At 72.7% G+C, this 13,779-nt stretch carries 15 protein-coding genes; 8 read left to right on the forward strand and 7 right to left on the reverse strand.

The features are described from left to right. Positions 1-39: 39 nt before the first annotated feature. The 4 genes from LOK46_RS19115 (at position 40) to LOK46_RS19130 (ending at position 3,261) form a co-directional block, all read left to right on the forward strand. A complete protein-coding gene (locus LOK46_RS19115) occupies positions 40-1,659 on the forward strand; it encodes an ABC transporter substrate-binding protein (protein ID WP_273559765.1) in 1,620 nt (539 codons plus the stop codon). Between the two features lie 98 nt (positions 1,660-1,757). Next, the gene (locus LOK46_RS19120) at positions 1,758-2,003 is read left to right on the forward strand and encodes a hypothetical protein (RefSeq protein ID WP_273559767.1); all 246 of its coding nucleotides are present in this window, start codon (positions 1,758-1,760) and stop codon (positions 2,001-2,003) included. 195 nt (positions 2,004-2,198) lie between these two features. Next, complete coding sequence (locus tag LOK46_RS19125; protein ID WP_273559769.1) at positions 2,199-2,612, forward strand: EF-hand domain-containing protein; 414 nt, start codon at positions 2,199-2,201, stop codon at positions 2,610-2,612. Between the two features lie 361 nt (positions 2,613-2,973). Continuing rightward, a complete protein-coding gene (locus tag LOK46_RS19130) occupies positions 2,974-3,261 on the forward strand; it encodes a hypothetical protein (protein ID WP_273559771.1) in 288 nt (95 codons plus the stop codon). Positions 3,262-3,294: 33 nt separating this feature from the next. On the opposite strand, the gene pcaD is transcribed toward LOK46_RS19130, so the two are convergent. Then, positions 3,295-4,092 (reverse strand): 3-oxoadipate enol-lactonase, encoded by a 798-nt coding sequence (gene pcaD, locus LOK46_RS19135; RefSeq protein WP_273559773.1) that lies wholly within the window; start codon positions 4,090-4,092, stop codon positions 3,295-3,297. A gap of 81 nt (positions 4,093-4,173) precedes the next feature. Next, a complete protein-coding gene (locus LOK46_RS19140) occupies positions 4,174-4,419 on the reverse strand; it encodes a DUF2061 domain-containing protein (protein ID WP_273559775.1) in 246 nt (81 codons plus the stop codon). Positions 4,420-4,653: 234 nt separating this feature from the next. Here LOK46_RS19140 and LOK46_RS19145 point away from each other — a divergent pair, with 234 nt between their 5' ends. Next, complete coding sequence (locus LOK46_RS19145) at positions 4,654-4,923, forward strand: hypothetical protein (RefSeq protein ID WP_273559777.1); 270 nt, start codon at positions 4,654-4,656, stop codon at positions 4,921-4,923. Between the two features lie 57 nt (positions 4,924-4,980). Here the strand turns inward: LOK46_RS19145 and LOK46_RS19150 are convergent, their stop codons facing one another. Beyond that, positions 4,981-5,364, reverse strand: coding sequence for a hypothetical protein (locus LOK46_RS19150; RefSeq protein ID WP_273559778.1), 384 nt, complete (start codon positions 5,362-5,364; stop codon positions 4,981-4,983). A 150-nt stretch (positions 5,365-5,514) separates the two neighbouring features. On the opposite strand from LOK46_RS19150, the gene LOK46_RS19155 reads away from it, so the two are divergent. Next, a complete protein-coding gene (locus LOK46_RS19155; protein WP_273559780.1) occupies positions 5,515-5,943 on the forward strand; it encodes a DUF1810 domain-containing protein in 429 nt (142 codons plus the stop codon). Between the two features lie 247 nt (positions 5,944-6,190). Here LOK46_RS19155 and LOK46_RS19160 read toward each other — a convergent pair whose 3' ends face one another. Together LOK46_RS19160 and LOK46_RS19165 are read right to left on the reverse strand one after the other, a co-directional pair. Then, entirely contained in the window at positions 6,191-8,659 is a 2,469-nt protein-coding gene (locus tag LOK46_RS19160; protein WP_273559782.1) for a PBP1A family penicillin-binding protein, read from the reverse strand. 161 nt (positions 8,660-8,820) lie between these two features. Then, positions 8,821-9,483: an HdeD family acid-resistance protein gene (locus LOK46_RS19165; RefSeq protein ID WP_273559784.1), complete on the reverse strand. Its 663-nt coding sequence runs from the start codon at positions 9,481-9,483 to the stop codon at positions 8,821-8,823. A 195-nt stretch (positions 9,484-9,678) separates the two neighbouring features. Here LOK46_RS19165 and LOK46_RS19170 point away from each other — a divergent pair, with 195 nt between their 5' ends. Together LOK46_RS19170 and LOK46_RS19175 are read left to right on the forward strand one after the other, a co-directional pair. Beyond that, positions 9,679-10,962 (forward strand): HlyD family secretion protein, encoded by a 1,284-nt coding sequence (locus tag LOK46_RS19170; RefSeq protein WP_273559785.1) that lies wholly within the window; start codon positions 9,679-9,681, stop codon positions 10,960-10,962. Beyond that, positions 10,959-12,638 (forward strand): DHA2 family efflux MFS transporter permease subunit, encoded by a 1,680-nt coding sequence (locus tag LOK46_RS19175; RefSeq protein WP_273559786.1) that lies wholly within the window; start codon positions 10,959-10,961, stop codon positions 12,636-12,638. Before LOK46_RS19170 ends, LOK46_RS19175 begins: the two co-directional genes overlap by 4 nt. Before the next feature lie 68 nt (positions 12,639-12,706). On the opposite strand, the gene rimM is transcribed toward LOK46_RS19175, so the two are convergent. Together rimM and rpsP are read right to left on the reverse strand one after the other, a co-directional pair. Further along, positions 12,707-13,402, reverse strand: coding sequence for a ribosome maturation factor RimM (gene rimM, locus LOK46_RS19180; RefSeq protein WP_273559788.1), 696 nt, complete (start codon positions 13,400-13,402; stop codon positions 12,707-12,709). Positions 13,403-13,414: 12 nt separating this feature from the next. Then, a complete protein-coding gene (rpsP, locus tag LOK46_RS19185; RefSeq protein ID WP_020092607.1) occupies positions 13,415-13,777 on the reverse strand; it encodes a 30S ribosomal protein S16 in 363 nt (120 codons plus the stop codon). Positions 13,778-13,779 lie beyond the last annotated feature (2 nt).

Consider the following 13,779-nt stretch of genomic DNA (forward strand, 5'->3'; position numbering starts at 1 on the left):
CGTTCCGTGCGGCGCCCGCGCCTTCAGCCGAGAGACACGATGGACCCGATCAAGCCGACACGCCGATCCCTGATGGCCGGGGGCGTCGCCCTGGCGGCGCTGGGGGCGGCGGGCCGCGCCGGCGCGCAGGGCGCGGCCTCCGGCACCCTGACCTACGGCATCTCCATGACCGACCTGCCGCTCACCACCGGCCAGCCGGACCGGGGCGCGGGCGGCTACCAGTTCACCGGGCTGACGCTCTACGACCCCCTGGTCGCCTGGGAACTCGACGTCGCCGACCGGCCCGGCAAGATGGTGCCCGGCCTCGCCACCGCCTGGGAGGCCGACCCGGCCGACTCCAAGGTCTGGACGTTCCACCTGCGCGAGGGTGTGGCCTTCCACGACGGCTCGGCCTTCGATGCCGACGCGGTGATCTGGAACTTCGACAAGGTGCTGAACAAGGAGGCGCCGCATTTCGACCAGCGGCAGGCGGCCCAGGTCCGCCCGCGCCTGCCCGGGGTCGCGAGCTACCGGAAGGTCGACGCCAAGACCGTCCAGGTCGTCACCAAGACGCCCGACAGCCTGTTCCCCTACCAGATGCTCTGGTTCCTGATCTCGTCGCCGGCGCAGTACGAGAAGGTCGGGAAGGACTGGGCGAAGTTCGCCTTCGCGCCCTCGGGGACCGGGCCGTTCCGGATGGGGCAGCTGGTGCCGCGGGTGCGCCTCGAGCTGCTGCCGAACGCCGGCTACTGGAACCCGAAGCGGGTCCCGAAGCTCGCGAAGCTGACCCTCGCCTGCGTGCCCGAGGACCTCGCCCGGGTGAACGCGCTCCTGTCCGGCAGCGTCGACCTGATCGAGACGCCCGCGCCCGACGCGGTGCCGCGCCTGAAGGCCGCCGGCATGCGGGTCGTGGGCAACGAGACGCCCCATGTCTGGAACTACCACCTGTCGATGGTGGAGGGGTCGCCCTGGCGCGACCTGCGCCTGCGCAAGGCCGCCAACCTCGCCATCGACCGCGCGGGCGTCGTCGAGCTGATGGGCGGCCTCGCCCAGCCCGCCGTCGGGCAGGTCCAGGAATCGAGCCCGTGGTTCGGCAAGCCGGGCTTCAGGATCCGGACCGACGTCGAGGCGGCGCGCAAGCTCGTCGCGGAGGCCGGCTACTCGGTGAAGAACCCCGTGAAGGCCACGGTCCTGATCCCGACCGGCGGCACCGGGCAGATGCTGTCGCTACCGATCAACGAGTTCGTCCAGCAGAGCTGGGCTGAGGTCGGCATCCAGGTGGAGTTCAAGACCGTCGAGCTGGAGGTGGCCTACACGGCGTGGCGCCAGGGCGCCGCGGATCCGAGCCTCAAGGGCGTCAGCGCCGGCAACATCGCCTACGTCACCTCCGACCCGTTCTACGCGATCCTGCGCTTCTACGATTCGCGGCAGATCGCGCCGAACGGCGTGAACTGGAGCCACTACCGCAATGCCGAGGTCGACGCCCTCTGCGACAAGGTGAAGGCGAGCCTCGACGTGGCCGAGCAGAACCGGCTGCTCGCGCGCATCCACGAAATCGTCGTGGACGACGCCGTGCAGGTTTGGGTGGTTCACGACACCAATCCGCACGCGCTGTCGCCGCGGGTGAAGAACTACGTCCAGGCGCAGCACTGGTTTCAGGACCTCGCGACGCTCGCGTGATCCGTCGGGATCTGTCTCGGAGGCGGCGAGGACGCGGGAGAATCGGGAACGATCGGCGCGAAGACGGGTTGGACCCCGAACGCACGAAGGAGAGTCCCATGAAGACCCTGCTTGCCGGCGCCGTCCTGGCTGCCTCCCTGACGAGCGTCGTCCCCGCCGCGGCGCAGCGAATCGATATCGGTCCCGACGGGCCGAGCGTGGACCTGCGCTCCCGCGCCCAGCAGGAGCGCGACTTCCGCCGCGAAGAGTATCGGGGCGACCGCGCCTATGACGAGGACCGCCTCTACCGTCGGCAGAGATTCGACGACGACCGCCCCGCGGTGCGCCGCGGCTACGGATACTGAATCGCCGCGCGGATCGCCGTACGGCGACTGTGCGCCCTCTTCGGGGGCCGGCTCGCGCCGGCCCCTTTTTCTATGCCGATCCGCCGACGATGGCGCCGAGACATGCGATCCGCCCACAGGGTCGAATTTCGCACTTGCAGCACGGCGAGTCGGCGACTAGGAAGATCGAGCATCAAATTTCGGGAGCATCTGGCAATGACCCTTCGTTTCATCAGTGGCTTCGCGGCGGTGACCCTCGCGGTGTGCGGCCTCTCTGCTCCGGCCGCGTTCGCCAAGCCGGTGAGCGGGGCGAGCGCCGTCAAGATGATCGACACCGACAACGACGGCACCGTCGACCTGAAGGAAGTGGAGGCGGTGGCCTCGGCGACCTTCGACCGTCTCGAGAAGGATTCGGACGGCACCCTCGACGCCCGCGAGCTGAAGGGCCGCCTGAGCCCGGCCGGCGTGAAGCAGGCCGATCCGGACAGCGACGGCACCCTCGACAAGAAGGAGTACCTCGCGGCCGTCGGCGAGCGCTTCAAGCTGGCCGATCCGGACAACGACGGCACGCTCGACGCCAAGGAGCTGAACACCAAGGCCGGCAAGGCTCTCCTCGCCCTCATCAAGTAAAACCGACCGGACGCTCCTGATGGAGCGTCGATGAGCAGGGCCCCCGCGGAGCTGACCGCGGGGGCCTTGCTGCGTTCGACCCGACGCTTCACCTTCGTCGGGCCGCGCCGTTCCATCGACTTTGCACGCCAAAGTTGTGGATCGGCGCGATTGTTCCTGAGCGCCGACTGCCGCGTCGGCCGCGACCGGGCGCCGGCGACAGCGCCCCCGTGTACCCTCGGGCGGCGCCGGCGGGTCGCCCGGCACCGGGTCTTACCCCTTCGAGAGCTGCGACGCTCGACCGCTCACCGGGCGCGCCCGGGGGGAGTTGACGGTTCGCAACCTGTAGGTGCACCCTCAAGCTGGTTGAGGGACCAACATAATGCGCAACGGCTCACCAGAGGACGAAGCGAACGCGAGACGCCGCGCGGAACTGTGCGCGCTGGCCGACGGGCCCGACAGCGGTGCCGGGCGCGACGCCGGAATCGCGGATGCGGAGCCCACGGACCGGCTCGGCGAGCTCGGCGACGCGCTGCTCGCGGCCTATCAGCTGGCCGAGCAGGACGGCGACCCGCTGACCGTGGCGCTGCTCGGACAGGCGCTGCTGCGGACCGGGCGGCGCCTGGCGCGCGGCATGTCGCCCGCCGATGTCGGGATCGCCTGCCACTGACGCCATTGCCGGGACGGCGCCGCGGCGGCCCGGCTACGCGCCCGGCGCGGCGCGGTCGAGGAAGGCCCGCAGGTAGCTGCCGACCGCGTCGGCGCGCTCGACGGCCAGCAGATGCGCCGCGCGCGGCAGCACGACGAGCTCGGCCTGGGCGATGCCGCCGCAGATCTCCTCGGCCATGGCCGGGGGCGTCGAGGGATCGTCGCGACCGGCGATCACCAGGGTCGGCGCGGTGATGGCGGCCAGCGCCGGCCGGAGATCCATGCGCCCGATCGCCCCGCAGCAGACCGCGTAGCCGGCCGAGTCGCAGGCCAGGAAGCGCTTGCGGACCGCCCGGACCGCCCCGGGGTCGCGCTCCGCGAAGCCCGGGGTGAACCAGCGTCCCAGCGTCGCCTCGACCACGGCCGCCGTCCCCTGGGCGCGCACGGTCGCGGCGCGCTCATCCCAGCTCTGCTGGCTCGGCAGGAAGGCCGCCGTCGCCATCAGGGTTGCGCTGAGCGCTCGCCCGGGATCGGCGCTCGCCAGCGCCTGCACGGTCATGCCGCCGAGCGAGAGCCCGACCAGATGGGCCCGGCCGATGCCCAGGGCGTCCAGCAGGCCCGCGAGGTCCCCGGCCAGATCCGCGATCACCGCGGGCCGGTCGCGCGTGTCCGATCCGCCGTGGCCAAGGGTGTCGTAGCGCAGCGTCCGGTAACGTCCCGCGAGGGCGGGCATCAGCGCGTCCCACATCTCGAGGGTCGCCCCCAGCGAGTTCGAGAAGGCGACGACCGGGGCGTCCTCGGGACCCTCGAGGTGGTAGCGGAGGCCGAGTCCTCCGACGGTGATCTGCGGCATGCGGCTCTCTCCGGTCCGGGCTCTCGAGGATGTCACGCCGTCGGGGGCGGACATGGCGGGCATCGCCACCCCCGACAGCAGTCAGGCGCGGCCCAGGGGAATCAGGCCCCAGCCACGCTCGTGGAGGTAGTACAGCACGGTCATGGTCACGGTCTCGGTCGAGGCGATCGAGCCGGCGACCAGTACGCTTCCGGTGAACAGATAGGACAGCAGCAGCGTGTCGAGGCTCCCGACGACGCGCCAGCTCACGGCCTTGGCGATCGAGCGGAGGCGGCTGTCCCCGGACGGGGGGTGCGCCCGTCCGGGCGGCCTCGGGCGCGCGGCCATCACGGGTCGGGACGTTGTCGGCGGGCATACGGGCTCCCGGCTGTCCATCCGAGATACGCGCGGCGGCGCTGTCCATCATGGGCCGCGCATCGGATGCCGACCCGCCGGATCGCCCGGCGCGCGGATGACGATGCCGCGAGCGCCGCGATCCGGATGACCGTCTTCAACATGGGCTAATGCGCCGCCGGCCGGGACGCCCGACAAGAGCGGTGGCTAGGCCAGAGGAGATCAGCGATGCACGAGCCTGCGATGGGCGACGCCGCGACCCGCCCGGCGGAATTCTGGGACTCGGTCGGCGGTCTGGTGACCGCGAAGGTCGAGCCGGTGATCGGCCGCGCCGACAAGCAGCGCGGCCCGGTGATTGCCTACCTGCGCGACCTGGAGGCCCTCGCGCGGCGCCAGTGCAGCAGCCGCGAGACGGTCCAGATCATCGCCTCGGGCCGGCGGCTTCTCGGGGACCGCAGCGAGATCGGGCCGCCGGACGGGCCGTTCACCCGCGCCTGAGCCGGGCACCCGGCGCCGCCGCGCGCGATTGCGCGGCGGACGCGGCCGGGCTGCCCATCAGGGCCGCCCGCGGCCAGGCGGCCGAAGGGGCGCCGCGCGCGCCATCCGCGACCGGATCAGGTAGATCGCCGCCGCAACCGCCCAGGCTGCGCAGGTCGGCGCCACCCATTGCTGCAGGTTCGGCAGCGACCAGCCGTACAGGAACTCGGCGCCGAGATGCGCCTGCACGGCGTCCCACCCGGCATGCTTGATGTCGTGTTCCCGCTGCCCGGCCTCGCGACCGTAGTAGTAGGTCGAGACCACGAGCGCCGCGATGCCTTCCGGCCGGGGGCTGCGCAGCAGGATCAGCGCGGCCGCGACCCCGGCGGTCTCGGGGATCGCCGTCAGCGCGTGGCTCATCGCCGGGTTCGCGACCATGAAGGCGACGAGCGTTCCGAGCATGGGCGGCGCTTACACCAATCCCGACGCGCCGTCTGCGACGGCCCGGATCCGCGCCGAGATCCGCGCCGAGATCCGCGACCGCGTTCGCGTCTGCATCCGCGGCCGCCGCCGCGCGGTTGACGGAGCGGGACCGGAGCATCGGAGCCGCGCATGACCGACACCCACGAACTCGGCCGCTTCGTCACCGCGCAGGAGGGCGTCTACGCGCAAGCCCTGGCGGAATTGCAGGCCGGGGACAAGCGCAGCCACTGGATGTGGTTCGTCTTCCCGCAGATCGCCGGGCTCGGCGCGAGCCCGATGGCGCAGCGTTACGCCATCGGGTCCCTCGCGGAGGCCGAGGCCTACGCGGCGCACCCGGTGCTCGGCGCGCGCCTGCGCGCCTGCACGGCGGCCGTCAACGCCGTCGCCGGCCGCTCGGCCCGCGCGATCTTCGGCGCGCCCGACGATCTGAAGTTCCGCTCCAGCATGACGCTGTTCGCCCGCGCCGTGCCGGGGGAGCCGCTCTTCGCCGACGCGCTGGCGCGCTACTTCGACGGCGTCCCCGATCCGCGGACGCTGGAGAAGCTGGGGGCCGGCTAGCGCAGTTCCCGATCGCGTTGCGACGGCTTGGAGGGACGATGCCTTCGGCCGAGGCCGCGCCGTTCCTTCGCTCCCACGCCCCCTCTCCCGTGCGGGAGAGGGTTGGGGTGAGGGATGCGATCTCTCCGGACGGACCTGATGCCTCGCCCCTGTCCCTCTCCCGCGCGGGAGAGGGGACTCGCGCCCCGTGCGGCGCGGGCTCGGCGATCGCGGCCGTCCCGATCCGGTCGGGAACGGCCCTGGGGCCTCACCGGCCCCACAGCCCGACCCGCTCGGCGCGGGCCTGCTCCTCGGCGCCCAGGAGGTCCGGCGGCGCGTCCTCCGAGGCCCGCGCGCCGCCCGCCGCCAGGATCAGCCCGGCGAGGTCGTCGCCCTCGATGCGGCAGCGGGCCGTGGTCCCGTCGGACAGGCCGGTGCAGACCACCTCGCGGCGGCGCAGGTAGCTGGCGAGCTGGCGGGCGAGGTGGCCGCGCTCGCCGACCACGCCGAGGAGGCGCACGACCCGCCCGCGCAGGTTGAGGGTGCCGGTATCGATCACCTCCGGCACGCCGCGGACCTCGCCGGCCGCGGCCGGCTCGGCCGCCGGGGCGGGTGCCGCCGCCCGGGCCGGCTCGGCCCGCTCCGCCGAGGGGCGGGCCTTGCCCTTCGCGAGCTTCTCGGCGGCCCGCTGGACGAAGTCGTGGAAGATCCCGGCCGGCATCTCGCCGCCGAACATGCGGTTCATCGGGCTGTCGTCGTCGTTGCCGACCCAGATCCCGACCACGAGGTCGGGGGTCATGCCGACGAACCACGCGTCGCGGAAATCCTGGCTCGTGCCGGTCTTGCCGCCGATGATCTGGCCGGGCACCCGCGCGGCGCGGCCGGTGCCGGATTCCACCACCGCCTGCAGCGAGTCGAGCATCATGGTGCGCGGCTCCTGCGCCAGCATCGGGCCCGGGGCCGCGTCGGCGCGGACGTAGAGCGGCTGCGGCGCGGCCCCGCGGATCGCCTGGATGCCGTAGGACTGGAGCGGGGTGCGCCCGGACAGGACCGAGCCGTAGGCGCGGGTCATCTCCAGGAGGCTCACGGCGCCGGAGCCGAGGACGAGGCTCGGCACGTTGGGCAGGTCCGACTGGATCCCGAGCTTGCGGGCGGTGGCGATCACCGCCGGGATGCCGACATCCTGCCCGAGCTGGGCCGCCACGGTGTTGATCGAGAGCGCGAAGGCGGTCCGCAGGGGCACGGGGCCCCTGTAGCGGCCGTCGTCGTTCTCGGGCTGCCAGTCGCCGATCTGGACCGGGCGGTCGACCATCACGGATTCCGGCGAGTAGCCCTTCTCGTAGGCTGTCAGGTAGGCGAGGAGCTTGAACAAGGAGCCGGGCTGGCGCTTGGCCTGGACGGCGCGGTTGAACTGGCTGTCCTCATAGTCGCGGCCGCCGACCATGGCGAGGATCGCGCCCTCCTTCGACAGCACCACCATGGCGGCCTGGCCGACCTTGCGGCGGGCGCCGTCCTTGTCGAGGCGGCGGGCCACGACGCCCTCGGCGAGGCTCTGCAGGTCGAGGTTGAGGGTCGAGCGCACCGTCATGTCGCCGTCGGTGCCGGCGAGGCGCTTCACGTCGCCCGCGATCATGTCGAGGAAGTAGTTGGTGCCGGGCGGCGCCTCGGGCGGCGACTTCAGGGTTACGCTCTGCTTGCGCGCGGCGTCGGCCTCTGCCTGCGTGATCGCGCCGGTCTCGACCATGGCCTGGAGCACCACGTCGGCGCGCTCCTTGGCGCCGCCGAGGTTGCGGGTCGGGGCGAGCTGCGAGGGCGCCCGCACCAGCCCGGCCAGCATGGCCGATTCCGGCAGGTTCAGGGCCTTGGCGGGCTTGCCGAAATAGCGCCGCGCCGCCGCGTCCGCCCCGTAGGCGCCGGCGCCGAAATAGGCGGAGTCGAGGTAGCCGAGCAGGATCGCGTCCTTGCTCATCGTCGACTCGACCCGCAGGGCCAGGAAGGCTTCCTGCACCTTCCGCCAGAGCGTCTTCTCCTGGTTGAGGGAGGTCAGGCGGACGTATTGCTGGGTGATGGTCGAGCCGCCCTCGCGCACGCCGCCGCCGCGGACATTGCGCCACGCCGCCCGGGCGAGGCCGCGCAGGTCGATGCCCCAGTGGCTGTAGAAGCGGCGGTCCTCGATCGCCACGATCGCCTGGGCGAGGTGCGGCGGCAGGTCGGCCGCGGTGAGCTTCTGGCCGCGGAAGCTGCCGCGGGTGGCGAAGACCCGGCCGTCGTCGGCCTCGACGGTGATCGCCCGCTGGCCGGTCTCGACCACGGCGCCGCCCAGCGGCGGCAGGCTCACGAAGGCCGCGAACAGGTAGATCGCCAGCGCCAGGGCCGGCAGCAGGACCACCGCGGCGGCGGCCATCAGGGCCGGGTGCCGGCGGCCGAGGACCGGGTGCGCGCGCCGGCCCAGGACGCGCGCGTCCGTCTCGGCGACGGCGGGCGGGAGATCCGCCGGGGCCGGTCGCGCCCGTGCCCGCGCCGCGCGCTCCGCCGCGCGCGCCGACAGGGCCCGGCCGGTCCGCGCGAGGCCGAGCCCGGCCGCGGCGAGGAGGGTCCGGAGATGGCGCGCGAGGTCGCGCGCGGCGCGGCCGGCCTCGCGGGCGGCGAGCCGCGGGTCCGGGGCGTCGGCGGCGGGGTCCGGCTTCGGCGGTTTCGGCCCGTCGGCCGGGGCGCGTTCCGGCGCGTCGGGCGTCATCGTGGTGCGTGTTCCGGGACCGGCCGATCCGGCCGACCGAGCCTTCTAAGCCGCATCCGTCCCGGTGTCGCGCCGGTGCGGGGTCGCGGGACGGGCGGCGCGTCGATCGCGCCGCGACCGTGTGGATCGGGTCACGGCGCCCGATCCGGTCCCGGGCCGGCTCACCGGCCGAGCGGCGCTCCCGGACCGGCGGCCCCGTGCTGGGCGCGCAGCTTGAAGGCCAGGATCAGCAGGAGGATGCCGAAAGCGAAGGTGTAGGAGCCGATCCACCACGTCAGCACCAGGGCCGACATGCCCGGGTTGATGAGCAGCGCGAGGCCGAACAGGATCGACACGACCCCGCCGAGGACGAGCCACCAGCGCCCGTAATGGAGGTGCAGGCGGAAGGCGGCGGCGATCATCAGGCCGCCGGTGACCAGCGCCCACGCGGCGAGCAGCAGCACGAACGCCCAGACGGCGGCGGCCGGCACCAGCACCGCGGCGACGCCCACGACGATGTCGACGAGCCCCTCGAGCAGCAGGAAGCCCCAGCGCTCGTGGCGCTGCGCGGCCCGGACCGCGCCGACGACGGCGACGACGCCGTCGACGAGCATGTAGGCGGCGAAGAACAGGACCAGCGAGAGCACGAAGGCGCCCGGCGCGATGAACGCGATCGCCCCGAACAGGATCGCGACGACGCCGCGCAGGGCGACGAGCCACCAGTTCCGTGCCAGCGCCGCGCTCATGGCGTCGAGGCGGGCCGCGCCGACGAGCGGGATGCCGGAGGGGGTGGTCGCCGGACCGGATCCGGGGCGGTTCGGCGTCGGGGATGGACTGCTGGTCATGGCGAACTCCTGGGCCTTGAGGCCGGGAACGGCAAAGGTTCCGGGCGCAGAACGCCGCAGTGCGGCATGCGTTCCTAGGCGGGCAGATCTGCGCGTGGAACCTTGGGCCTGCGGCCGGCTTGTGCTGCCTGAGGCGGGCGATGCGACAAGCCCGGTCACCCCCCGGGTGGCCGGCCCATCGGGCGACGACTTCCCATGTTTGACGATCAGCGGCACCTCTCCGAGGACGAGGCGCGCCCGCGGCCGGCCGACGGCCGGGCCGTCGCACGCGAGCGCGACGTGCTCGATCTCGGCCGCGCCGCGCCGGCCGCGGCCGGCGGGACCGGTCGCGAGACCGCGCGCGAGCCCGGCGCGGAGCAGGCCGACGACGACGCGCCCGAGGCGCAGGACGGGCACGCCGACGACGACGCGGCGGAGTCCGACGACGACGGCGGGGACGACGCGCGGCGCCCCAACGTCCTGCGCCGCCACCCGCTCGCGTTCCTGCTCGGCGCGCTCGCGGTCGTCGCGCTCTGCGTCGGGGTGTTCTTCTACTGGCTGCTGTACATGCACCCGTACGAGAGCACCGACGACGCCTTCGTCGACGCGCGCAGCATCTCGATCCAGCCGAAGGTCGGCGGCTACCTGGTGGACGTGCCGGTCACCGACAACCAGCACGTCGAGGCCGGGCAGATCCTGTTCCAGGTCTTCCAGCGCGACTACGACATCGCCCTCGATCAGGCGAAGGCGCAGGTCGCCGCCGACGAGGCCGGCATCAAGAACATCGACGCGCAGATCCAGGCGCAGTACGCCAACATCGACGTCTCCAAGGCGCAGGTCGCCACCGCCGAGGCGGCGCTGAAGTTCGCCCAGGAGGACGCGGCCCGCTACAAGGACCTCGCCGAGCGCGGCTCCGGCTCGGTCCAGCAGTCGCAGTCGGCGACCTCGACGCTGCAGCAGCGGCAGGCGGCCGTGCAGAGCGCCAACGCCAGCGTGGTCGCCGCGCAGAAGCAGGTCGGCTCGCTCCAGGCCCAGAAGGCCTCGACCCAGGCGCAGCTCGGCCGCGACCGGGCGCAGGTCGAGCAGGCCGAGCTGAACCTCGGCTACACGACGGTCCGCGCCGTCCAGGGCGGCCGCGTCGTGCGGCTCACCGGCGGCGTCGGCCAGCTCGCCCAGGCCGGCCAGACCCTGGCGATGTTCGTGCCCGACGACATCTGGGTGACGGCGAACTTCAAGGAGACGCAGATCACCGACATGCGGCCGGGCCAGCCGGTCGCCATCGAGATCGACGCGTATCCCGGCCGCAAGATCCAGGGCACGGTCGCCTCGGTGCAGCCGGGCTCGGGCACCGCCTTCAGCCTGCTGCCGGCGCAGAACGCCACCGGCAACTACGTGAAGGTGACCCAGCGCATCCCGGTCAAGATCGTGGTCAAGTCCTGGCCGACGGACGTGTCGATCGGCCCGGGCATGTCGATCGTCCCGACCGTCACGGTGCGGTGAGCGCAGTGGCCAGCCGGGGGAGCGCGGCCGCGCCCGGGCGCGGGCCGGGTGCGGGCAGACGGAACGGGGGCAAGGAGAACGGAAGCAAGCCCGGGTCCGGGAAGGCGCCGGGCGGCCACAATCCGTGGCTGATCGCCGGCGTGGTCGCGCTGGCGACCTTCATGGAGGTGCTCGACACCACCATCGCCAACGTGGCCCTGCGCTACATCTCGGGCGGGCTCGCGGTCGGCCCCGACGAGGCGGCCTGGGTGGTGACGAGCTACCTCGTCGCCAACGCGATCACCCTGACGGCGTCGAGCTTCCTGGCCAAGCGCTACGGCCGCAAGGCGTTCTTCATGTGGTCGGTGGCGCTGTTCACCGTGTCGTCGATCCTGTGCGGCTTCGCCTGGAGCCTGGAATCGCTGCTGCTGTTCCGGGTGATGCAGGGGCTCGGCGGCGGCGGCATGGCGCCGCTCGCGCAGTCGATCCTGGCCGATTCCTTCCCGCCGGAGAAGCGCGGCCAGGCCTTCGCGCTCTACGGGGTCGCCATCGTGGTGGCGCCGGTGATCGGCCCGACACTCGGCGGCTGGCTGTCCGACAACGCCTCCTGGCACTGGTGCTTCCTGATCAACGGGCCGGTCGGCGTCCTCGCCCTCGGGCTGATGTACTGGCTGATCGAGGACAGCGACGCGGCCAAGAAGGAGCGCCGCGCCCTGGTGCGCAAGGGCATCCGCTTCGACATCGTCGGCTTCGTGCTGGTCGCCCTGTTCCTGGGCTCGCTGGAGGTGATCCTCGACGAGGGCCAGCGGAAGGACTGGTTCGGCACCTCGACGCTGATGAACGTCTCCGGCGTGCTGATGGTCGTCTCGTTCATCGCCATGATCCCGTGGCTGCTGACGCGCGAGAACCCGGTCGTCGACCTCCGCCTCATCGGCAACCGCCAGTTCGGCTCGTGCTTCCTGGTGATGATGTTCACCGGGGCGATCCTGATCGCCACCACGCAGTTCATCCCGCAGATCACGCAGGAATATTACGGCTACACCGCCACCCTGTCGGGCCTCGTCCTCGGCCCGGGCGGCATCGTCACGGTGGTGATGATGTTCCTCACCGGCCGGATCTCGTCCTACGTCCAGCCGAAATGGCTGATCGCCACCGGCATGACCATCGTGGCGCTGGGGATGTACGACCTGACGCGGATCGACGGCAGCACGACCTTCGCGTTCTTCGCGTGGTCGCGGGTCTATATCGGCATCGGCCTGCCGATGGTGTTCCTGTCGATCACCTCGGCCTCGTACGAGGGGATCCGCAAGGACCAGACCGACCAGGCCTCGGCGCTGATCAACGTCGCCCGCAACGTCGGCGGCTCGATGGGCGTCTCCCTGGCGCAGAACATCCTGGCCTACCGGAGCCAGTTCCATCAGAGCCGCCTGGTGGAGAGCGTCAACCCGGCCTCGCCGGCCTACCAGGAGACCATGCGACAGGCGACGCAGTACTTCTCCGAGCACGGCTACGCCGGAATCGAGGCCCAGAACCAGGCCACGGCGTGGATCGGGAGCGTGCTCAGCACGCAGGTGGCCTACTGGGCCTACATCGACGTGTTCTGGGTGCTGGGCCTCGTCGCCGCCTGCGCGGTCCCGCTGGCCCTGAGCCTGAAGAGCGTCAAGCTCGGCGGCGGGGCGCCGGCCGGGGGGCATTGAGGGCGGTCGCGGCCGGGGCGCCGCCCGGACGCCGGACGCGCCGCCGGCGCGAGGACCGGCCTTCGCCCCTAGCCCGGATCGTCGGCGGGCTTCTCGCCCGGCGCCGCGAACAGGTCCTCCGGCGCGACCACGGTGACGCGGCGCTGCGCCACGTCGAGGACCGGCACGAAGGCCTTCGTGAAGGGCAGGAGCGCCGTGGCGCCGCCGTTCGGCGGTCGCAGTTCCAAGAGATCGCCGCCGCCGTAATTCGGCACGGCCACGATCGTCCCGACGAGGGTCCCGGTCTCGTCCACGGCCGCGGCGCCGATCAGGTCGGCGGCGTAGACCTCGTCGTCGTCCTCGGGCGCGTCCAGACGGTCGCGGGGAACGTACAGGGCCACGCGGTTGAGCGCCTCCGCGGCGCTGCGGCCGGAGACGCCCTTGACCCGGGCGATCAGCATGTCGGGCGACGGGCCGGGAGCGGGACGCACGTCGGCGAGCGTCAGCGTCCGGCCGTCGGCCGTCTGAAGGGTTCCGTAGCCGGCGATCGCCTGCGGATCGCCGGTGTAGGATTTGAGCCGGACCTCGCCGTTGAGGCCGTGCGCCCGCCCGAACTCGCCCAGCAGGACGAGGTCGGGATCGGGCGGCACGGGCAGCGGCGCCGGCCTGGGGGCCGGTGCCTTGGGCGAGGTCGCCGCGTCGGGCGCGATCTTGCCGATCGCCGAGCTCGTGCGGCCTCGGCGGCCGCCGTCGCGGGAGGTGGGCCCTGCGGGGCGGCGCGCCATGACCGGAGCGCCTTACGCGGCAGCGTCCTCGGCGGGGGCGGCGGCCTTCTCGGCGCGCTTGGCGGCGCGCTCCTTGGCCTTCTCGCCCGGCTCGGCCTTCTGCGGGTTGTTGCGGGTCGGGCGCTTGGCGAGGCCCGCCTGGTCGAGGAAGCGCAGGACGCGGTCGGTCGGCTGCGCGCCCTTGGCGAGCCAGCTCTGGATCTTCTCGTTGTCGAGCACGATGCGGGCCGGATCGTCCTTGGCCTTCATCGGGTCGTAGGCGCCGACCTTGTCGATGAAGCGGCCGTCGCGCGGGGCGCGGGCGTCGGCGACGACGATGCGGTAATAGGGGCGCTTCTTGGCGCCGCCGCGGGTGAGACGGATCTTGAGGGCCATGG

This window comes from Methylobacterium sp. NMS14P (genome assembly GCF_028583545.1).
Taxonomy (GTDB): Bacteria; Pseudomonadota; Alphaproteobacteria; order Rhizobiales; family Beijerinckiaceae; genus Methylobacterium.